Consider the following 19,710-nt stretch of genomic DNA (forward strand, 5'->3'; position numbering starts at 1 on the left):
CTAATACTCGCTCCTGATGTCTTTTCACCAGCAGCATTCTCCCTGAGGTGGAGAAGCGTCATAATGTGCAGCGTGTCGGATGGCATTACCATCCGACACCGAAATGCCTAGCGACGAGAACGAACGATCTGATAGCGGCGACTGAAGTACTCAAACGGTGCGCTCCAGACGTGAACCAGACGGGTGAACGGGAAGAGCAGGAAGATAGTCATTCCCAGCACCAGATGCACGCGGAAGATAAACGCCACGCCGTCGAGGTGGGCAGAAGCTCCGCCACGAAAGGTGACAACCGACTGCGCCCATTCCACCAGTTTCAGCATTTCACTGCCGTCCGGGTGCTGGGCGGAGAACGGTATTGTGCTTAAGCCCAGAATGCACTGAATCAGCAGAATGCAGAGGATCAGGATATCTGCCGTAGACGAGGTGGCCCGGACGCGAGAGTTGGTCAGACGACGCACCAGCAAGCCCGCGCCGCCAACCAGCGTCAGTACGCCGCAGATCCCGCCGGCAATCATCGCCATCTGTTGTTTCACCGCAACAGGCAGGAACCAGGCGTACATCCAGTGTGGGGTTAACATGCCGAACAGGTGACCAAAGAAGATCCCCAGAATGCCAATGTGGAACAGATTCGACCACAGGACCATCCCGCGCTTGTCCAGCATCTGACTGGAAGACGCCCGCCAGGTGTACTGGCCGTAGTCATAGCGCAGCCAACTGCCAAGGATAAACACCGTCCCGCAGAGATAGGGGTAGATGTCGTAAAAAAAGACGTTCAGGAACTGTATCATTTCGGGCCTCCCGCGCTGACGTCGACGTACTGTGGCGCCACGTCCTGGCTAAAGCGTCGTTGATATTGCTGTAACGGCGAACTGTCACAGGCCGTGGCGTTATCTTCGATAAATTTCACCTGTTCCTCTTCCCAGACGGCATCCAGCGCCTGTCGGGTATCATCACGGTCCTCGGTGTTCACCTGTTTCGTGACACTGTCACTTGATAGTGGGCTGCCCGCCAGAAAAAGCAGGGCATCGAACAGTTGATACCACGGCGTGTCGCGCTGCTTTAAGCGCCCGCCCAGCAGGGCCAGAATTGGAGCGACGTTCTGCAAACCTTCGCGCGCTTCCGCTTCCGGCAGTACGCTCAGGTATTCCAGATACAGTGGCAGATGGTCCGGCAGCTCGCGACAATCAAGCTGTAGCCCGACTTTCTCGTACTGCGCCAGCAAATCGACCATCGCCTGACCGCGATCGCGCGATTCCGCATGCACATGCTCGAACAACAGCAGCGAGGTGGCGCGCCCTCGATCAAACACTTCGCACCATTCGGCCTGTTTATCGAGCAGCGGCGCGCTGAGCAGGGTTTCGGTGAAGTCGGTGAGCATCGGCGCATCGTGTCGCACCAGCGCCAGCGCATCGTCCTTACACTCCCACAGCTGCTCATCCGGATACTCCATCAGCAGACCAATCACCTTGAGGATTTGCATCATTCCCCCTCCGCTTTGTCACGTACTTCGGTGATGTTGATCGCGTCAATACGGCTACTGTTGAACAGGTTGAATTTGGTATCGGAGCCGTGGCATCCATCACCGAAAGAGAAGCCGCAACCGTTGCGCTCGGGGAAGGCATCACGCGCCATTTCACGGTGGCTGGTCGGGATGACAAAACGGTCTTCGTAGTTGGCAATCGCCAGGTAGCGATACATCTCTTCAATCTGTTCCACGGTCAACCCGACTTCGTCAATCGCACGGGTATCGGTGACGCCTTCCACGGTCTGCGAGCGCATATAATGACGCATCGCCATCATGCGCTTCAGTGCCCGCAGCACCGGGCCGGTGTCGCCAGCGCTCAGCATATTGGCGAGGTACTGCACCGGAATTCGCAGGCTTTCGATCGCCGGTAGTACGCCGTCGCTTTTCGGCAGTCCGCCCGCATCGGCATAAGACTGAATCGGTGACAGCGGCGGCACATACCAGACCATCGGCAGAGTGCGGTATTCCGGATGCAGCGGCAGCGCCAGCTTCCAGTCCATCGCCATTTTGTAAACTGGCGAACGCTGCGCCGCGTCGATCACGTTCTGTGGAATGCCCTGTTTAAGCGCTTCTTCTATCACCGCCGGGTCGTGCGGATTCAGAAACACGTCGCACTGACGCTCATAGAGATCGGTTTCATGCTCGGTGCTGGCCGCTTCTTCAATGCGGTCCGCATCGTAGAGCAGCACACCAAGATAACGGATGCGCCCGACGCAGGTTTCGGAGCAGACCGTCGGCTGACCCGATTCAATGCGCGGATAACAAAAAATGCATTTTTCGGATTTACCGCTTTTCCAGTTGAAGTAGATTTTTTTGTATGGACAGCCGCTGATACACAGACGCCAGCCGCGGCATTTATCCTGATCGATCAGCACAATGCCGTCTTCTTCACGCTTGTAGATGGCGCCGCTCGGACAAGTGGCGACACAGCTTGGGTTCAGGCAGTGTTCACACAGACGCGGCAGATACATCATGAAGGTGTTTTCGAACTGGCCGTACATCTCCTTCTGGATCTTGTCGAAGTTACAGTCTCGCGCGCGCTTTTCGAATTCGCCGCCGAGCAGCTCTTCCCAGTTCGGCCCCCAGATGACTTTGTCCATCCGCTTACCGTCAATCAACGAGCGGGGACGGGCGGTAGGTTGATGTTTGCCTTCCGGCGCGCTGTGCAAATGCTGATAGTCGTAGGTGAAGGGCTCGTAGTAATCATCGATTTGCGGAATGACCGGGTTGGCGAAGATTTTGGTGATGACGCCCATTTTGCCCCCCAGACGTGGCCGGATTTTACCGTTCACATCGCGAACCCAGCCGCCTTGCCACTCTTCCTGGTCTTCCCAGTTTTTCGGGTAGCCGATGCCGGGTTTCGTCTCAACGTTGTTAAACCACGCGTACTCCATTCCTTCACGTCCGGTCCAGACGTTTTTACAGGTGACGGAGCAGGTGTGGCAGCCAATGCATTTATCGAGGTTCAGTACCATGCCAACCTGTGAGCGTATCTTCATTTTTTCGCCTCCTGTACCTGATCCCGACCTTCATCATCCAGCCAGTCAATGTTTTTCATTTTTCTAATCATGATGAACTCGTCGCGGTTGGAGCCGACGGTACCGTAATAGTTAAAGCCGTAAGCAAGCTGCGCATAACCGCCAATCATGTGCGTCGGTTTCGGGCACACGCGGGTGACGGAGTTGTGGATCCCGCCGCGCATCCCGGTGACTTCCGAACCGGGGATATTCAGGATGCGTTCCTGGGCGTGGTACATCATCGTCATGCCGGGCGGCACCCGCTGGCTCACCACCGCACGGGCGGTGAGGGCGCCGTTGGCGTTGAAGGCTTCGATCCAGTCGTTATCCTCAATGCCGAGCTCTTTCGCATCCGTTTCACTGATCCAGACAATCGGCCCGCCGCGCGACAGCGTCAGCATTAGCAGGTTTTCGCTGTAGGTGGAGTGAATGCCCCATTTCTGATGCGGTGTCAGGAAGTTAAGCGCTTTCTCCGGGAAGCCGTTCGGTGGGATCTCCCGCATTTCGCTGACGCTGCGGGTGTCAATCGGCGGACGATAAGCCACGAGGCTTTCGCCGAATGCCCGCATCCATTGATGGTCCTGATACAGCTGTTGACGACCGGAGAGGGTACGCCACGGGATCAGTTCATGGACATTGGTATAGCCCGCGTTATAGGAGACATGCTCGCTTTCCAGTCCGGACCAGGTCGGGCTGGAGATGATTTTGCGTGGCTGTGCCTGAATATCACGAAAGCGAATCTTCTCGTCTTCTTTGTTGAGCGCCAGATGCGTATGTTCGCGACCAGTCATCGCGCCGAGCGCTTCCCATGCTTTCACGGCGACCTGACCGTTGGTTTCCGGGGCCAGAGCGAGGATCACTTCCGACGCGTCCAGCGCGGTTTCAATCAGCGGACGACCTTTCGCCGGGCCATCACGCTTGGTGTAGTTGAGCTTGCCGAGGAAATCGACCTCCGTCTGGGTGTTCCACGAAATGCCCTTGCCGCCGTTACCCAACTTGTCCATCAAGGGGCCGAGCGAGGTGAAACGCTCGTACGTCGCGGGGTAATCGCGCTCCACCACGACAATGTTCGGCGCAGTTTTACCGGGGATTAACTCGCATTCCCCTTTACGCCAGTCCTGGATGTCGAACGGCTGCGAAAGTTCTGCCGGTGAATCGTGCTGCAACGGCTGCAACACCACGTCGGTTTCTTGTCCCAGATGGCCGACACAGACCTCAGAAAAGACGCTGGCGATGCCTTTGTAGATTTCCCAGTCGCTTTTTGATTCCCACGCCGGATCCACCGCCGCAGACAGCGGGTGAATAAACGGATGCATATCCGAGGTATTCATGTCGTCTTTTTCATACCAGGTGGCAGTGGGCAGAACGATATCTGAGAACAGGCAGGTGCTGGACATGCGGAAGTCGAGCGTCACCAGCAGATCGAGCTTGCCTTCAATGGCGGGGGATTCCCATTCAACCTCTTCAGGTTTAATGCCTTCGCGGGAACCCAGCGCATCCCCCTGAATGCCGCTCTCTGTTCCCAGTAAATATTTGAGCATGTACTCGTGGCCTTTACCGGAAGAACCAAGGAGGTTAGAGCGCCAGACAAACAGGTTACGCGGATGGTTCTTGCCGCTGTCGGGTTGTTCGCAGGCAAAACGAATATCGCCGGATTTCAACGCCTGAACGGTGTATTCCACGGGTGACAAGCCGGCTTTTTCGGCGCTGGCCTTCACCGTCAGCGGGTTGAGGTTGAGCTGCGGCGCAGAAGGCAACCAGCCCATGCGCTCGGCACGCACGTTGAAATCGATCAGATGACCAGTGAATTTCGAGGCATCCGCCAGCGGTGAGAGCAGTTCCTGGGCGGTCAGTTTTTCATAGCGCCACTGACTGGCGTGATTATAGAAAAACGAGGTGCTGTTCATCTGACGCGGCGGACGGTTCCAGTCCAGCGCAAACGCCAGCGGTAGCCAGCCGGTTTGCGGACGCAGTTTTTCCTGGCCGACATAGTGCGCCCAGCCGCCGCCGCTCTGTCCGACACAGCCGCAGAACACGAGGATGTTGATCATTCCCCGGTAGTTCATGTCCATGTGATACCAGTGGTTGACACCGGCACCAAGGATAATCATCGAGCGACCGTGGGTTTTATGTGCGGTATCAGCGAACTCACGGGCGATGGTTTCAATCTGGAAACGCGGCACGCCGGTGATCTGCTCCGCCCACGCCGGGGTATAGGCCTTCACCTCAGCATAATCCTTCGCGGCGTATGCGTCTTCCAGACCGCGATCGAGGCCGTAGTTGGCCAGCACCAGATCGTAAACGCTGACCACCGGACAACGGCGGCCATCGGCAAGCGTCAGTTGCTTCACTGGCAACTGGCGCACCAGTACCGGTTCCTGCTTCACGCTGCGAAAATGCGGGTTTTCGTTGCCGCCAAAATAGGGGAATGCGACGCCCAATACCTCATCATGCTGACCAAGCAATGACAGCGACAGCTCGGTTTCCGTACCTGCCGCCAGCGACTCAAGGTTCCATTTACCTTTTTCGCCCCAGCGGAAACCAATCGAGCCGTTAGGCACTACCAGTTCACCGGTGGTGTTGCAGGCGACCGTTTTCCACTCCGGATTATTACTTTCGCCCAGACCGTCGACCAGATCCGAGGCGCGCATCATTCGTCCTGGCACATAGCTGCCGTCTTCACGGGCGTCCAGTAATACCAGCATCGGCATATCGGTATAGCGACGGCAGTAGTTAAGGAAGTAGTCGCTGGGATTGTCGAGGTGGAACTCTTTTAAGATCACGTGGCCCATTGCCATCGCCAGCGCGCTGTCAGTACCTTGTTTTGGTGCCAGCCACTGATCGCTGAGTTTGGCGACTTCGGAGAAGTCAGGGGTAATGGCGACCGTTTTCGTCCCTTTGTAACGGACTTCGGTAAAGAAGTGTGCATCCGGCGTACGCGTTTGCGGTACGTTGGAGCCCCAGGCGATGATATAGCTGGAGTTGTACCAGTCGGCGGATTCCGGCACATCGGTCTGCTCGCCCCAGGTCATCGGTGACGCGGGCGGTAAGTCGCAGTACCAGTCGTAAAAACTCAGACAGGTACCGCCGAGCAGGGAAAGGTAACGGGTCCCGGCGGCGTAGGAGACCATCGACATTGCCGGGATCGGCGAGAAACCGGCGACGCGGTCCGGTCCATAGGTTTTCACCGTCCAGACGTTGGCGGCGGCAATCAACTGGTTAAGCTCTTTCCAACTGGAGCGGATGAACCCGCCGCGTCCGCGTACCTGCTTGTAGCTCTGGCTTTTTAGCGGGTCGTTCATGATTGACTCCCACGCCAACACCGGATCGGCATGGGTAGAGAGCGCGTCACGCCACAGTTCGATCAGACGCTTACGCACCAGCGGGTATTTCAGGCGATTGGCACTGTACAGATACCAGGAGTAGCTGGCACCACGCGGGCAGCCGCGCGGTTCGTGGTTAGGCAGATCCGGGCGCGTCCGGGGATAGTCGGTCTGCTGGGTTTCCCAGGTCACCAGACCATTTTTGACGTAGATCTTCCAGCTACAGGAGCCGGTACAGTTCACCCCGTGGGTGGAACGGACAATCTTGTCAAACTGCCAGCGCTGACGATAGCTGTCTTCCCAGTCCCGATTGGTATGCATCACCTGGCCGTGACCGTCAGCAAAGGTGTCACCCTTTTGTTTAAAGTAACGGAAGCGATCCAACAGTTTACTCATGACATTTCTCCTGCTCCATAGGGTCTTGTAGGCCGGATAAGTCCTGTAGACCTGATAAGACGCCTCGGCGTCGCTATCAGGCGTAAAATTCTTGCCGGATAGGCGCAGGCGCCTTATCCGACCTACAAAACATCGGTGAATATGTTGTTATTTTTGCTTCGGTTTACGGCGGCCATAGACCAGCCAGGTCACCAGCACGCAGACGATGTAAAACACCAGAAAGATTTTCATGGCGCCGACGGGAGAACCGGTCATCGCCAGCGAACTGCCGAACGCCTTAGGAATGAAAAAGCCGCCGACGGCACCAATAGCGGAAATAAAGCCCAGCGCGGCGGCGGTGTCGGTCACCGCTTCACGCTGTGCCTGTTCGTCACTGCCACCACGCAGTTTCACCTTGTAGATGGTGAGCTGGCGGAAGATGACGGCGATCATCTGGAAGGTAGAGCCGCTGCCCAGACCGGCAGTTAAGAACAGCCCCATAAAGACCAGATAGAAGGCAATAAAGCTGCCGGAACCGGAGCCGGGAAGCGTCAGGAAGAGCAGGGCTGAGAACAGCGCCATAAAGATGAAGTTAATCAGCGTCACCCGGACGCCGCCGAACTTATCAGAGATGACGCCACCTGCAGAACGCGCCAGCGCGCCGATAAACGGGCCAAAAAACGCCAGATTGAGGATGTTCACGTCGGGGAACTGCGTCTTCGCCAGCATGGCAAAACCTGCGGAAAAGCCGATGAACGATCCGAATGTGGCCAGATAGAGCAGGCTCAACAGCCAGAGGTGAAAGCGCTTGAGCACCGGTAACTGAGACGCAATAGAGGCTTTGGAACTGGCAATATCATTGGTGCCCAGCCAGGCGGCAATCGTGGCAATCGCCAGCAGCGGCACCCAGATCCAGGCGGCGTTTGCCAGTGAGAGCAGTGACCCATCGGGTTGCGGTACGCCCTGAACGCCGAGGAAGGCGAAGATCGGCAGAAAGATCACCAGCGGCGCGACGAGTTGCATCACGCTGACGCCGAGATTACCCAGCCCTCCGTTCACTCCCAGCGCGCTGCCTTGTTTCGATTTTGGGAAAAAGAAGCTGATGTTGCCCATGCTGGAAGCAAAATTTGCGCCAGCAAAACCGCACAGCAGCGCGATAATGATAAATACCTCGAAAGGGGTGGTGGTATTTTGCACCGCAAAGCCGAGCCAGACGCAAGGAATAATCAGGATTGCGGTACTAAACACCGTCCAACGGCGTCCGCCAAATATAGGCACCATAAAGGAGTAGGGAACACGTAATATTGCACCAGAAAGAGAAGGTAATGCGGTCAATAAAAAGAGTTGATCGGTGGTGAAATTAAAACCAATTTTATTAAGATTGACGGCAACGGCACTAAATAACATCCAGACGCAGAAGGCGAGTAAAAGGCAAGCGACTGAGATACAAAGGTTTCTTCGCGCTATGTGCTTTCCTTTATTCTCCCAAAATGCAGGATTTTCCGGCTTCCAGTCACTCAAAAGATAACGATTATTTTTCTCATTTTGTCGTGCCATATTACCCCTCACATGCACAGATCGTTCATAAAAAAATAAGAAATAGTCTGCGTAAAAGGGCGCTATACGCCCTTTTTAGAATTTATTAATGCTTTTAGGAATATTGATGAAAGGATAGATAAGAATGCGCAACGACGCGGAGCGAAGGGGGAATAACAGGTTACTTAAGTGTTACCAAATGTAAATAGAAAGTATAAATGATTAACCTTCATTCGTTCAGGAAAAAAGCTCCAGCTCAATCATGCGATCAAGATGGCGATCAAACGCCGGATCGGCCATCTCCTGAATGCCGAGAACGTACATGCCATCAAGGCCACAGACCAGTGCAATCAGGCGCCAGGCGATGTCGGCAGGGTCGGAGGCGAGGGTGAACTCTCCGGCGGCGAGTCCGCTTTCGATAATCGCGACCGTTTCCTCGTGCCACATGCGCATGGTGAGGAGATAAGCGCTTTTGATTTCCGGGTCTTTATCCGCAAGGATCTGCGCTTCGCGCCAGAGCTTAATGTAGGGCTCGAATCCGCGGTCATCACTGCCCAGCGTGGCGTGCAGACGCGTGCGCCAGGGGGCATCTTCCGCGACCAGTTCCGCATCCAGCAAGGTGCGAATCAGACGAACAAAAGCCTGTGATTTCAGTTCGCCAGCGGAGGTGAAATGGTGGTGGACTTGCCCGGTGGCCACTTTTGCTTCTGTGGCTATCCGTCGGACGGTCATGGCCGTAAAACCGTCTTCGAGCGCCACGCGCATGGCGGCCTGCAATATCACTTCGCGACGCTCATCTTTGTTCAGATAGCTCATATCCCCTCCATTCTTTGCGGAGAGGCAGTGTATCAACAAGCTGGACAACCGTTCAATTGTTACACGCTACAACTGAAGCGAGAGTTCCATCGCGGAACGACGCAGGGGGGCCAGCGCCTTCTCTTTTAATGCGGCGGCGCTCATTGATGACGCCGGCACCCCGACATTGAGGGCCGCCACCACGTTGCCACTGCGGGAAAGCAGCGGAACGGCCAGGGAACAGAGTCCAACTTCGATCTGTCGGTCAGCCAACGCGTAGCCCTGGATACGTACCCGGGCGATCTCTTCCCGTAGCGCCGTCAGGTCGCAAATCGTATGCGGGGTATAGCGGAGGAGCTGAGCGCGTGACAATGTCACTTCTAACTGTTCTTCGGGAAGCGCGCTAAGCAGCACGCGACCCATCGACGTGGCCCATGCGGGCAGACGGCTGCCGCGTCCAATGTCGACGCTGAGCAGGTTATTCACCGCCGCGCGGGCGATATACAGTACGTTATCGCCATCAAGCGTGGCAGCAGAACAGGATTCGCCGAGTGATTTACCCAGATTATCCAGCGCGGCCTGCGCCACTTTTGCCAGCGGCGTACCGGCGAGATAGGCGTGACCCACGGCCAGTACGCGTGGCAGCAGTTCATAACTGCGGCCGTCAGGACTGTGTACCATGCCCAGTGCCGCCAGGGTATAGAGACAGCGACGCACAGCCGCACGGGAAATCTGCGTTTTCTGGCTGAGTTGTGAAATCGTCAGGCGCTGACGTTGAGGAGTAAACGCATTCAGGACTTCCAGACCTCGCGCTAGGGACAGCATAAAATTAGGGTCAGACTTAGCCGGTAGACTATTGATAACTATCTGATTTTTATCGCTCATTGAGTCCTTCTCCTGTGCAACGCAAATCTTAAACCGCATCAACTATACCGCGCGAATGAACGCGAGCCCGGGAATATCCCCATTTTCCCACCGGGATCACACTATTAACCTCAATGTAACAATCGTGCCGATAATCGCACAACATTTCGATTATCGCCGTTGACCACCTCCATAGCACACACCTATTGTCAAAAGCATCGTCACCGTGGGTTATCACCGGTGGCACGAAAAGTAATGATATTTATGCTCAGGAAGAAACGAATGACTGCGACCGTTGAACATATTGAAAGCTGGGTGGTTGATGTCCCGACGATTCGGCCTCACAAACTTTCCATGACCACGATGGGGTGCCAGACGCTGGTGATTGTCCGGATCACACGTTCAGACGGGATCTGCGGCATTGGCGAAGCCACTACTATTGGTGGTCTAAGCTATGGGGTGGAAAGTCCGGAGGCGATTCAGTCCGCGATTACGCACTATTTCACACCTCTGTTGAAAGGCCAGCCTGCCGGGAATCTGAATGCGCTGACGTCGCGTATTCGCAGTGCAATCAAAGGCAACACCTTTGCCAAATCGGCTATTGAAACCGCGCTGCTGGATGCCCAGGGAAAAGCGTTAGGACTGCCGGTTTCCGCACTGCTGGGCGGCGCGCTGAATACCGTCCTGCCGGTCTTATGGACGCTCGCCAGCGGCAACACGGACAACGATATTGCCGAGGGACAGCGGCTGCTGGATGCCGGGCGGCATCGGGCATTTAAGCTGAAGATCGGCGCCCGGGAGCTGGAAACCGACCTGCGTCATACCCGTGCCATTGTGGAAGCACTGGGGGATCGCGCCAGCATCCGTGTTGACGTCAACCAGGCGTGGGATGCCACTTCAGCGGCAAAAGGATGTCGGGAACTGGCGGCCATGGGCGTTGACCTGATTGAGCAACCGGTGAGCGCCGAAGACAACAATGCGCTGGTTCGCCTGAGTCATCGCAGTGACGCAGCGATCCTGGCGGATGAATCCGTTGCCAGCCATTTCGACGGTTATCGTCTGGCACAGCAGGGGTTCTGCGGCGCCTATGCGCTGAAGATTGCCAAAGCCGGTGGACCGGCCAGCGTGCTGAAACTGGCGCACGTTGCACAGGCGGCAGGAATCGGACTGTACGGCGGCACGATGCTCGAAGGTACCGTGGGTACGGTGGCATCACTGCATGCATGGTCAACTCTGCCGTTGCAGTGGGGCACAGAGATGTTTGGCCCGCTGCTGTTAAAAGATGACATCGTCAGCCTTCCGCTCTCCTTCGCCGATGGTTGTGTCACGCTACCGCAAGCACCGGGACTGGGAGTCGAACTGGATGAGGAAAAACTGCAGTTTTATGCCCGCAAGCGTCAGGAATAACAGGAGAGACAAATGTTATTTAAAGTGGATATGACCGTGAATATTCCTTACGGAATGCCGGCGAGTGAAATTGAAGAGATTAAATCACGGGAAAAAGCCTATTCCCAACAGTTACAACGAGACGGTAAATGGCGACATATCTGGCGCGTTGCAGGGCAGTACGCCAATGTCAGTATCTTTGATGTCGATGATGCCGAAGAATTACACCGGATATTAATGGCACTGCCGTTATATCCATTCATGCATATTCGCATCGAAGCGCTGTGCCGCCATCCATCGTCTATTCAGAATAACGACCGATAATATCAGTACCGCATGCCGGAAATGATCCGGCATAACCCTACAGACAATAATAAGCGAGACGCATTATGAGCCATTCTTTTATCCAACAAGATGACGTACAGAAATTATTGCGTGAAGGTGCCGGATTAAATGGGCCGGAAGGGAATGAACGTTTTAAATCGATTATTCATCGCCTGCTCGGTGATATTTGTACCCTTATTGATGATTATAATGTCACGCAGGAAGAATTCTGGCATGCGGTGAATTATCTGCATGAACTGGGCGGACGTCAGGAAGCGGCCCTGCTTGCTGCCGGTCTGGGTCTGGAACACTTCCTCGATCTGCGCCAGGAAGCGATCGAATCCCGCCAGTCATCAGAGACCGGTACCCCGCGTACCATCGAAGGGCCATTGTATGTGGCTAACGCACCGCTGGCTGATGGCTATGCCCGGATGGATGACGGCAAAGATGCTGGCGAAGTGATGTGGTTGCACGGTCAGGTCAAGGACGTACACGGACAACCGGTGGCCGGGGCGATTGTCGATATCTGGCATGCCAACACGCTGGGCAATTACTCTTTCTTCGATCAGAGCCAGAGCGACTACAACCTGCGCCGTCGCATTCGTACCGACGCTGAAGGGCGCTACAGCGTGCGCAGTATTCTGCCTTCGGGTTACGGTTGTCCGCCGGACGGCCCGACGCAGAAATTGCTCAATCAACTGGGCCGCCACGGCAACCGCCCGGCGCACATCCACTTCTTTGTCTCTGCGCCGGGCTTTAAGCACCTGACCAGTCAGATCAACCTGAACGGTGACCAGTATCTGTGGGATGATTTCGCCTTCGCTACCCGTGATGGTCTGATTGCCGACCCGGTGAAAATCAGCGATCCGGCGTTGATTCAGCAACGCGACCTTGCCGGTGAACATACAGAAGTTTGTTTCGACTTTACGCTGTGCGCGGCGCAACGTGCTGAAGAAGAACAACGAATTGCCCGACTGCGCGCTCAGGAATAATACGCGACGCCTGTCTGACCCATACCGTTTTATACCCTACATAATTTGAGCGCAGCCAACGCAACTGCCACTTAAAGTATGACGGGTATATACATCCTGAATTATGCAGGAGGGATACACTCATGCAAAAAACGCTCTCGGCATTAAAAGATAAAATCACGCAGGCTCTGATTGTGGATCGTGATAATCATATTTATCGCTGCCATCGTTCGATATTTACCGATGAGCAGTTATTTAATCTGGAACTCAAACATATCTTCGAAGGGAACTGGGTATTTCTGGCGCATGAAAGTCAGATCCCGGAACCCGGTGATTATTTTACGCTGACCCTGGGACGTCAACCGGTCATTATTACCCGCGATAAAAAGAACGAACTGCATGCGCTTATTAATAGCTGTGCGCATCGTGGCGCGATGTTATGTCGACGAAAGACGGGAAATAAAAACTCCTTTACCTGTCCGTTTCACGGCTGGACCTTCAGTAATAACGGCAAACTGTTGAAGGCGAAAGATGAAAGTACCGGTGGTTATCCGGAGACATTCAGGCATGACGGGTCGCACGATCTGAAATCGCTTCCGCGCTTTGCCTCGTATCGCGGATTTCTGTTCGGTAGTCTGAGTGAAGATGTGCTGCCGCTGGAAACCTACCTCGGCGAGACCAGCAAAATTATCGATCTGATGGTCGATCAGGCTCCTGAGGGGCTGGAAGTCCTGAAAGGTTCGTCCAGCTATGTCTATGAAGGCAACTGGAAACTGGGGGCGGAAAACGGGGCTGACGGCTATCACGTCAGCGTGGTGCACTGGAATTATGCCTCAACCATGTCGCGCCGTAATTACGAAGCGGAAGGCACGCGGGCGGTGGATGCCAACGGCTGGTCTAAGAGTCTCGGCGGTGGCTACGGGTTTGAACACGGTCATATGCTGCTGTGGACGCGGGCGATGAACCCTGAAGTCCGCCCGGTTTACGATCATCGTGAGCGGTTAAAGGAGGAATTTGGTGAAAATCGCGCCGACCAGATGGTCAATGAGACACGGAATTTGTGTCTCTATCCCAACGTGTACCTGATGGATCAGTTTTCCACGCAGATCCGCGTGATTCGCCCCATCGCGGTCGATAAAACCGAAGTGACGATCTGGTGCTTTGCGCCTAAAGGCGAATCTGACCAGGCTCGCGCGCTACGCATTCGCCAGTATGAGGATTTCTTTAACGTCAGCGGGATGGGAACTCCCGACGATCTGGAAGAGTTCAGCGCCTGCCAGCGCGGCTATCTGGGAGAAAATCTGGCGTGGAGCGATCTCAGCCGCGGCGCGCTGCACTGGGTGGATGGCCCCGATGAACATGCACAACAGGCAGGATTCAGACCGCTGTTGAGTGGTGTGAAGTCCGAAGATGAGGCGCTCTACATCGCTCATCATCATCACTGGCAAAACGTGATGCTCGCGGCGGTGGAAAAAGAACAGCAGCAATATGAACAGTCGATTACGCAACGCGTGGAGGTGGGCGGATGTTAACGCTTGAACAGGTTCGCCAGTTTCTCTACTACGAAGCGCGGTTGCTGGACGATCGCCAGTGGGACGCGTGGCTCAACTGCTATAGCCCGAAGGTAGTTTTCTGGATGCCCGCCTGGGGCGATGATGATAAAACCACCCGCGACCCACAGCGGGAGATTTCGCTTATCTATTATCCCAATCGGGACGGACTGGAAGATCGGGTGTACCGCATCAAAACCGAACGTTCCGGCGCCAGCACCCCGGAGCCGCGTACCACGCATATGATCAGCAACGTCGAACTGCTGGGCGAGAAAGAAGGCGGCATCGAGGTGCGCTACAACTGGGTCACTTACAGCCACCGTTATCAGCATACCGATGCCTACTTCGGCACCACACACTGCACGCTGGTTGAACAGGACGGCCAGCCGCAAATCATGCGGAAAACCGTGCGACTCAATAACGACTATATCCGTCAGGTGATTGACGTTTACCATATTTAAGAGGTGCTTATGAGTTTTACAATTGCCCTCAATTTTGAGGACGGCATCACCCGTTTTATTCAATGCAACGCCGGTGAAAAGGTACTGGATGCCGCTTACCGGCAGAAGGTGAACCTGCCGATGGATTGCTCCGACGGCGTTTGCGGCACCTGTAAATGCCACTGCGCCAGCGGCGATTACGCGCTGGGAGAGGACTTTCTGGAAGAGGCGCTGAGCGAGGATGAAGCCACTGCACGACAGGTGCTGACCTGCCAGATGATCCCCGCCAGCGACTGTGTCATTGACGTGCCGGTCGCTGCGGCACAGTGTAAAACCAGCATCACGACGACGCATGCAGATGTACTGGCGATCAATGCGCTCTCTGACACCGCGATTGAACTGATCGTACGCCCGGATACCGCGCTCCATTTTCTCTCCGGGCAGTACATCAACATTCAGGTTCCGGGGACGACGCAGCAGCGTGCCTACTCATTCAGTTCGCTGCCGGGCAGTAACGAAGGACGCTTTCTGATCCGTAATGTGCCCGGTGGGTTGATGAGTCAGTGGCTGACCCAGCGCGGACAACCCGGTGATACCGTTACGCTTAGCGGTCCGATGGGCAGTTTTTATCTGCGCCACGGCGAACGCCCGGTGCTGATGCTGGCTGGCGGTACCGGACTGGCCCCGATGCTGTCCATGCTGGAAACGCTCGCTGCGCAGGGGAGCCAGCGTCAGATCTCGTTACTGTATGGCGTGACCTATGATGTCGACCTGGTCAAAACCGACGCGCTGGACGCCTTTCAGCAGAAACTGGCTGACTTCCGCTGGTTACCGGTTGTCGCCGACGCGCAAAGTGGTTGTCCACAGCGCGGGTTTGTCACCGATCATCTTAGCGAGGCGATGCTCAATCAGGGCGATGTGGATATTTATCTTTGTGGTCCGCCGCCGATGGTCAATGCCATCACCACGGCGTTACGCGAGCGAGGCATTACGCCAGCCGGATTCTGGTACGAAAAATTTATCGCCAGCCAGAGTGCGGCGGCGTAAGGAGCCTCTATGCGATTTAACGATAAAGTTGTGGCCATTACCGGCGCGGCGCAGGGAATTGGTCGCCAGACCGCTATTCAGGCCTCGCAAGAAGGGGCGCGGCTGTTGCTTATCGATCGTTCCCACTATGTCCATGAACTGGCGGCAACGCTGGCGTCGGGTGGGTGTCAGGTGCTGGCGCTGGAAGCGGACCTGGAACAATGGGAAAGCACCGAACAGGTTTTTGCCGCAGGCGTCGCGCATTTTGGACAACTGGACGTGCTGGTCAATAACGTCGGCGGGACTATCTGGGCCCGACCGTTTGCCGAATACCAGCCGGATCAGATTGAGAAAGAGATCCGTCGTTCGCTGTTTCCGACGCTGTGGGGCTGCCGCGCAGCGCTCCCGTGGATGCTGAAACAGGGGCGCGGCAGTATTGTGAATATCTCTTCCGTTGCCACAGGCGGGGTAAACCGTGTGCCATACTCAGCCGCGAAGGGCGGCGTCAACGCGCTAACACGATCGATTGCAATGGAATACAGCGGCTGCGGTATTCGCATCAATGCGGTGGCACCCGGAGGGACCGACGCCCCGGCGCGTCTCGTTCCGCGTAATGACGAAACGCCGTCCGCCCAGGAGCAGGCGTGGTATCAGCAGGTGATTGATCAGACCATCGACAGCAGTCTGATGCACCGCTATGGCACGCTGGCGGAGCAGGCGAATGCGATCCTGTTCCTCGCCAGCGATGACGCCAGCTATATTACCGGCATCATCTTACCGGTTGCCGGAGGCGATCTCGGCTGATGTTGTTCTACCCGTAAGCCGACACGGGAGGTCGGCTTGCTGTTTTATTCCGCTGGATTGCCATCATTCACCGACGTCAAAATCATTCACAGATTCAATAACCCTCATCTTCGATAATCACGTAGCTGAACAAAAAATTGGACATATGTTCAATTTTCCGTAGGATCGTGGAAGCTGGACATGTGTCCAGTTTGTATTTACAGGGAGCTTTATGTTTCGTCAGTGGTTAACGTTAGTGATTATTGTGCTGGTCTACATTCCTGTTGCGATTGATGCAACGGTGCTGCACGTTGCCGCACCCACGCTGAGTATGACGCTGGGTGCCAGTGGCAACGAACTGTTGTGGATCATTGATATTTACTCGCTGGTGATGGCAGGGATGGTACTGCCGATGGGCGCGCTCGGCGATCGCATCGGCTTTAAGCGCCTGCTGATCCTCGGCGGGACGCTGTTCGGTCTCGCGTCACTGGCTGCCGCCTTTTCCCACACCGCCAGCTGGCTGATCGCCACTCGGGCCATTCTGGCAATTGGCGCGGCGATGATCGTACCGGCGACGCTGGCCGGGATCCGCGCCACCTTCTCGCAAGCACGCCATCGCAACATGGCGCTTGGCGTCTGGGCGGCGGTGGGGTCTGGCGGGGCGGCATTCGGCCCGCTGGTGGGCGGCATGCTGCTTGAGCACTTCTATTGGGGCTCAGTGTTCTTAATCAATGTGCCGATTGTACTTGTCGTGGTGGCGCTCACCGCGCGCTATGTTCCGCGTCAGGCCGGACGTCGCGATCAGTCGCTCAATCTGGGACATGCCATTATGCTGATTGTCGCGATTTTGCTGCTGGTTTACAGTGCGAAAACGGCGCTGAAAGGGCACATAGCCACCGGCGTTATCGCGCTGGCGCTGGTGAGCGGCGCACTGTTGCTGGCGCAGTTTGTCCGCATTCAGCTGGCGGCGAGTCGTCCCATGATTGATATGCGCCTGTTCACCCATCGTATTATCTTAAGCGGCGTGGTGATGGCGATGACAGCGATGATTACACTGGTCGGTTTTGAGCTGTTAATGGCGCAGGAATTGCAGTTTGTTCATGGCTTAACGCCGTATCAGGCTGGATTGTTTATGCTGCCAGTGATGCTGGCCAGTGGGTTTAGCGGCCCGATTGCCGGGATGCTGGTATCACGACTGGGGCTGCGGAAAGTGGCAACCGGCGGAATGGCGCTAAGCGCATTGAGTTTCTATGGCCTGGCGGCAACGGATTTCAGTACCCAGCAAATTCAGGCCTGGATGTTAATGGCGCTACTGGGATTCAGTGCCGCCAGCGCGCTGTTGGCCTCAACGGCGGCGATCATGGCGGCGGCGCCAGCCGAGAAAGCGGCAGCGGCCGGGGCGATCGAAACGATGGCCTATGAGCTGGGGGCGGGGCTGGGAATTGCTATCTTTGGTCTGTTGCTCAGCCGCAGTTTCTCTGCGTCGATTGTGCTGCCTGATGGTCTGAACGCCGGAGAAATGGAACGTGCCTCGTCTTCAATGGGTGAAGCGGTACAACTGGCGCAGTCGCTTCCCTCGGCATTGGCGGATCCTGTTCTGCTGGCCGCGAAGCAGGCTTTTACCTGGTCGCATAGCGTGGCATTAAGCAGCGCCGGGAGCATGCTGATTTTGCTGGCAGTCGGCATGTGGTTCAGTCTGGTGAAGGCCGCACGCGAGTAACTCAGTAGGTGAACTGGCAGCGGTTGTCCAGTTCTTCTACTTCCTTGCCGCTCAGACGAGCGTACTGACCTGTAAGCCGCCAGAATGCGGGTTGCGTTTCGGTATAAATCTCAGCGGCGAGGATCAGACGACGACGATCGACCTCGTTAAATTCGAGCAACGTCCAGGGAATGAAGTAGCGCTCAGTGTCGGTCAACTTGATCCACAACGGACATCCACAGCCGGAACAAAAATACCGTTCCCCGCGTGGCGACGATGCAAAATGCGCCGGGTCGGATGCATCGGCATCCATCATCGGCTGCCCACAGGCTTCCAGATACATCGCGATCCCACCGGACCATTTCTGGCAAATCGTACAGTGACAGGCGTAGACATCGAGGGATTCGAGGTCGACGGTGAAATGGCTCTGCCCGCAGAGACAACGTCCTGTATAGGTTTGCACGGCATTCTCCTTATGACCGATTCGATTTCGGGGGAAAAAAAACCAGCCCATCGTGGGCTGGCTTTTGTACAGCTCAATTCTAAAAAATTAGAACTGATAGGTCAGGCCAACGGCAACGATGTCGTCAGTGCCTACACCAGCAGCACGAGTAAAGTTGCTTTCGTCGATCAGGTTGATTTTGTAATCAACATAGGTAGACATGTTTTTGTTGAAGTAGTAGGTTGCGCCAACATCAACGTATTCAACCAGATCCTGGTCGCCCCATGCACCCAGGTCTTTACCTTTGGATTTCAGGTAAGCCAGGGACGGACGCAGACCGAAGTCGAACTGATACTGAGCAACAACTTCAAAGTTCTGAGTTTTGTTCGCGATGTGATCATCACCGAACGGCGTCATGTTACGAGTTTCAGAGTAGGTAGTTGCCAGGTAGATGTTGTTTGCATCATATTTCAGGCCTGCAGCCCACACTTCAGCGTTGTCGCCGGAAGCATTCAGGCTGTTGTCACCGTAGGCAACCTGGTCATCAGTACGGTCAGATTTCGCATAAGCGGCGCTTGCTGCAAAACCTTCGTACTCATAGCTGGTGGACAGACCGAAGCCGTCACCGTTCGCTTTAACTTCGTCGCCACGATCGTTTTTACCCTGATACTGCAGGGCAAAGTTCCAGCCTTCAACCAGACCGAAGAAGTCGGTGTTACGGTAGGTTGCAACGCCAGTGGTACGGGCAGTCATGAAGTTGTCAGTCTGGGTCCAGGTGTCACCACCGAACTCAGGCAGAACGTCGGTCCATGCGCCAACGTCGTAAGCAACGCCATAGTTACGGCCATAATCGAAAGAACCGAACTCAGCAAATTTCAGACCAGCAAACGCCAGACGAGTTTTGTTGCCTTTGTTGCCATTCGCTTCGTCGTTGTTGCCTTTGAATTCATATTCCCACTGGCCGAAACCGGTCAGCTGATCGTTAATCTGCGTTTCACCTTTGAAACCCAGACGTGCATAAGTTTTGTCGCCATCATCGCCGTCATTGTCGGAGAAGTAGTGCAGAGCGGTAACTTTACCGTACAGATCCAGTTTGTTGCCGTCTTTGTTATACACTTCTGCCGCATTCACGACGCCTGCTGCCAACAGGCTAG

17 protein-coding genes are annotated in these 19,710 nt (G+C 55.5%); 8 read left to right on the top strand and 9 right to left on the bottom strand.

Translation table 11 applies throughout. The features are described from left to right. Positions 1-107: 107 nt before the first annotated feature. The 7 genes from narI to JTI98_RS15475 form a co-directional block, all read right to left on the bottom strand. On the bottom strand, positions 108-788 hold the full coding sequence (gene narI, locus JTI98_RS15445; protein ID WP_044326516.1) for a respiratory nitrate reductase subunit gamma: 681 nt from the start codon (positions 786-788) through the stop codon (positions 108-110). Next, the gene (gene narW, locus JTI98_RS15450; protein WP_058588079.1) at positions 785-1,480 is read right to left on the bottom strand and encodes a nitrate reductase molybdenum cofactor assembly chaperone; all 696 of its coding nucleotides are present in this window, start codon (positions 1,478-1,480) and stop codon (positions 785-787) included. Before narW ends, narI begins: the two co-directional genes overlap by 4 nt. Further along, positions 1,480-3,024 (bottom strand): nitrate reductase subunit beta, encoded by a 1,545-nt coding sequence (gene narH, locus JTI98_RS15455; RefSeq protein ID WP_216081481.1) that lies wholly within the window; start codon positions 3,022-3,024, stop codon positions 1,480-1,482. Before narH ends, narW begins: the two co-directional genes overlap by 1 nt. Beyond that, positions 3,021-6,761, bottom strand: a complete 3,741-nt coding sequence (locus tag JTI98_RS15460; protein ID WP_216081482.1) for a nitrate reductase subunit alpha — start codon at positions 6,759-6,761, stop codon at positions 3,021-3,023. Before JTI98_RS15460 ends, narH begins: the two co-directional genes overlap by 4 nt. Before the next feature lie 147 nt (positions 6,762-6,908). Beyond that, positions 6,909-8,297: a NarK family nitrate/nitrite MFS transporter gene (locus JTI98_RS15465; protein WP_044328240.1), complete on the bottom strand. Its 1,389-nt coding sequence runs from the start codon at positions 8,295-8,297 to the stop codon at positions 6,909-6,911. A gap of 216 nt (positions 8,298-8,513) precedes the next feature. Then, positions 8,514-9,092 carry a TetR family transcriptional regulator gene (locus tag JTI98_RS15470; protein WP_216081483.1) on the bottom strand — a complete coding sequence of 193 codons (579 nt, stop codon included), beginning with the start codon at positions 9,090-9,092 and terminating at the stop codon, positions 8,514-8,516. A 66-nt stretch (positions 9,093-9,158) separates the two neighbouring features. Beyond that, entirely contained in the window at positions 9,159-9,995 is an 837-nt protein-coding gene (locus JTI98_RS15475) for an IclR family transcriptional regulator C-terminal domain-containing protein (protein ID WP_216081484.1), read from the bottom strand. Between the two features lie 195 nt (positions 9,996-10,190). Here JTI98_RS15475 and JTI98_RS15480 point away from each other — a divergent pair, with 195 nt between their 5' ends. The 8 genes from JTI98_RS15480 to JTI98_RS15515 all read left to right on the top strand — a co-directional run bounded on the left by JTI98_RS15480 (position 10,191) and on the right by JTI98_RS15515 (position 18,135). Next, complete coding sequence (locus JTI98_RS15480; RefSeq protein WP_252869595.1) at positions 10,191-11,342, top strand: muconate cycloisomerase family protein; 1,152 nt, start codon at positions 10,191-10,193, stop codon at positions 11,340-11,342. A gap of 12 nt (positions 11,343-11,354) precedes the next feature. After that, on the top strand, positions 11,355-11,645 hold the full coding sequence (gene catC / locus JTI98_RS15485; RefSeq protein ID WP_216081486.1) for a muconolactone Delta-isomerase: 291 nt from the start codon (positions 11,355-11,357) through the stop codon (positions 11,643-11,645). 65 nt (positions 11,646-11,710) lie between these two features. Further along, positions 11,711-12,637: a catechol 1,2-dioxygenase gene (catA, locus tag JTI98_RS15490; protein ID WP_216081487.1), complete on the top strand. Its 927-nt coding sequence runs from the start codon at positions 11,711-11,713 to the stop codon at positions 12,635-12,637. Positions 12,638-12,759: 122 nt separating this feature from the next. Then, positions 12,760-14,148 carry a Rieske 2Fe-2S domain-containing protein gene (locus tag JTI98_RS15495; RefSeq protein ID WP_216081488.1) on the top strand — a complete coding sequence of 463 codons (1,389 nt, stop codon included), beginning with the start codon at positions 12,760-12,762 and terminating at the stop codon, positions 14,146-14,148. Beyond that, positions 14,142-14,627, top strand: a complete 486-nt coding sequence (benB, locus tag JTI98_RS15500) for a benzoate 1,2-dioxygenase small subunit (RefSeq protein ID WP_054177016.1) — start codon at positions 14,142-14,144, stop codon at positions 14,625-14,627. The genes JTI98_RS15495 and benB overlap by 7 nt, the downstream gene beginning before the upstream one ends. Before the next feature lie 9 nt (positions 14,628-14,636). After that, complete coding sequence (gene benC, locus JTI98_RS15505) at positions 14,637-15,653, top strand: benzoate 1,2-dioxygenase electron transfer component BenC (protein WP_142765136.1); 1,017 nt, start codon at positions 14,637-14,639, stop codon at positions 15,651-15,653. A 9-nt stretch (positions 15,654-15,662) separates the two neighbouring features. Next, a complete protein-coding gene (locus JTI98_RS15510; protein WP_216081489.1) occupies positions 15,663-16,436 on the top strand; it encodes a 1,6-dihydroxycyclohexa-2,4-diene-1-carboxylate dehydrogenase in 774 nt (257 codons plus the stop codon). Between the two features lie 211 nt (positions 16,437-16,647). Further along, positions 16,648-18,135, top strand: a complete 1,488-nt coding sequence (locus tag JTI98_RS15515) for an MFS transporter (RefSeq protein WP_216081490.1) — start codon at positions 16,648-16,650, stop codon at positions 18,133-18,135. A 1-nt stretch (position 18,136) separates the two neighbouring features. Here the strand turns inward: JTI98_RS15515 and JTI98_RS15520 are convergent, their stop codons facing one another. Next, complete coding sequence (locus JTI98_RS15520; protein ID WP_043000687.1) at positions 18,137-18,577, bottom strand: GFA family protein; 441 nt, start codon at positions 18,575-18,577, stop codon at positions 18,137-18,139. An 87-nt stretch (positions 18,578-18,664) separates the two neighbouring features. Further along, on the bottom strand, positions 18,665-19,710 hold a 1,046-nt coding region (gene ompC / locus JTI98_RS15525; protein WP_216081491.1), incomplete at its 5' end, for a porin OmpC.

Source organism: Citrobacter sp. MGH 55 (genome assembly GCF_016906145.1).
GTDB lineage: Bacteria > Pseudomonadota > Gammaproteobacteria > Enterobacterales > Enterobacteriaceae > Citrobacter_A > Citrobacter_A amalonaticus.

Bases quoted from the DNA above. Each gene is read 5' to 3' on its own strand.
- narI (WP_044326516.1), bottom strand. From the start codon at position 788: ATGATACAGTTCCTGAACGTCTTTTTTTACGACATCTACCCCTATCTC.
- narW (WP_058588079.1), bottom strand. From the start codon at position 1,480: ATGCAAATCCTCAAGGTGATTGGTCTGCTGATGGAGTATCCGGATGAG.
- narH (WP_216081481.1), bottom strand. From the start codon at position 3,024: ATGAAGATACGCTCACAGGTTGGCATGGTACTGAACCTCGATAAATGC.
- JTI98_RS15460 (WP_216081482.1), bottom strand. From the start codon at position 6,761: ATGAGTAAACTGTTGGATCGCTTCCGTTACTTTAAACAAAAGGGTGAC.
- JTI98_RS15465 (WP_044328240.1), bottom strand. From the start codon at position 8,297: ATGGCACGACAAAATGAGAAAAATAATCGTTATCTTTTGAGTGACTGG.
- JTI98_RS15470 (WP_216081483.1), bottom strand. From the start codon at position 9,092: ATGAGCTATCTGAACAAAGATGAGCGTCGCGAAGTGATATTGCAGGCC.
- JTI98_RS15475 (WP_216081484.1), bottom strand. From the start codon at position 9,995: ATGCGGTTTAAGATTTGCGTTGCACAGGAGAAGGACTCAATGAGCGAT.
- JTI98_RS15480 (WP_252869595.1), top strand. From the start codon at position 10,191: ATGATATTTATGCTCAGGAAGAAACGAATGACTGCGACCGTTGAACAT.
- catC (WP_216081486.1), top strand. From the start codon at position 11,355: ATGTTATTTAAAGTGGATATGACCGTGAATATTCCTTACGGAATGCCG.
- catA (WP_216081487.1), top strand. From the start codon at position 11,711: ATGAGCCATTCTTTTATCCAACAAGATGACGTACAGAAATTATTGCGT.
- JTI98_RS15495 (WP_216081488.1), top strand. From the start codon at position 12,760: ATGCAAAAAACGCTCTCGGCATTAAAAGATAAAATCACGCAGGCTCTG.
- benB (WP_054177016.1), top strand. From the start codon at position 14,142: ATGTTAACGCTTGAACAGGTTCGCCAGTTTCTCTACTACGAAGCGCGG.
- benC (WP_142765136.1), top strand. From the start codon at position 14,637: ATGAGTTTTACAATTGCCCTCAATTTTGAGGACGGCATCACCCGTTTT.
- JTI98_RS15510 (WP_216081489.1), top strand. From the start codon at position 15,663: ATGCGATTTAACGATAAAGTTGTGGCCATTACCGGCGCGGCGCAGGGA.
- JTI98_RS15515 (WP_216081490.1), top strand. From the start codon at position 16,648: ATGTTTCGTCAGTGGTTAACGTTAGTGATTATTGTGCTGGTCTACATT.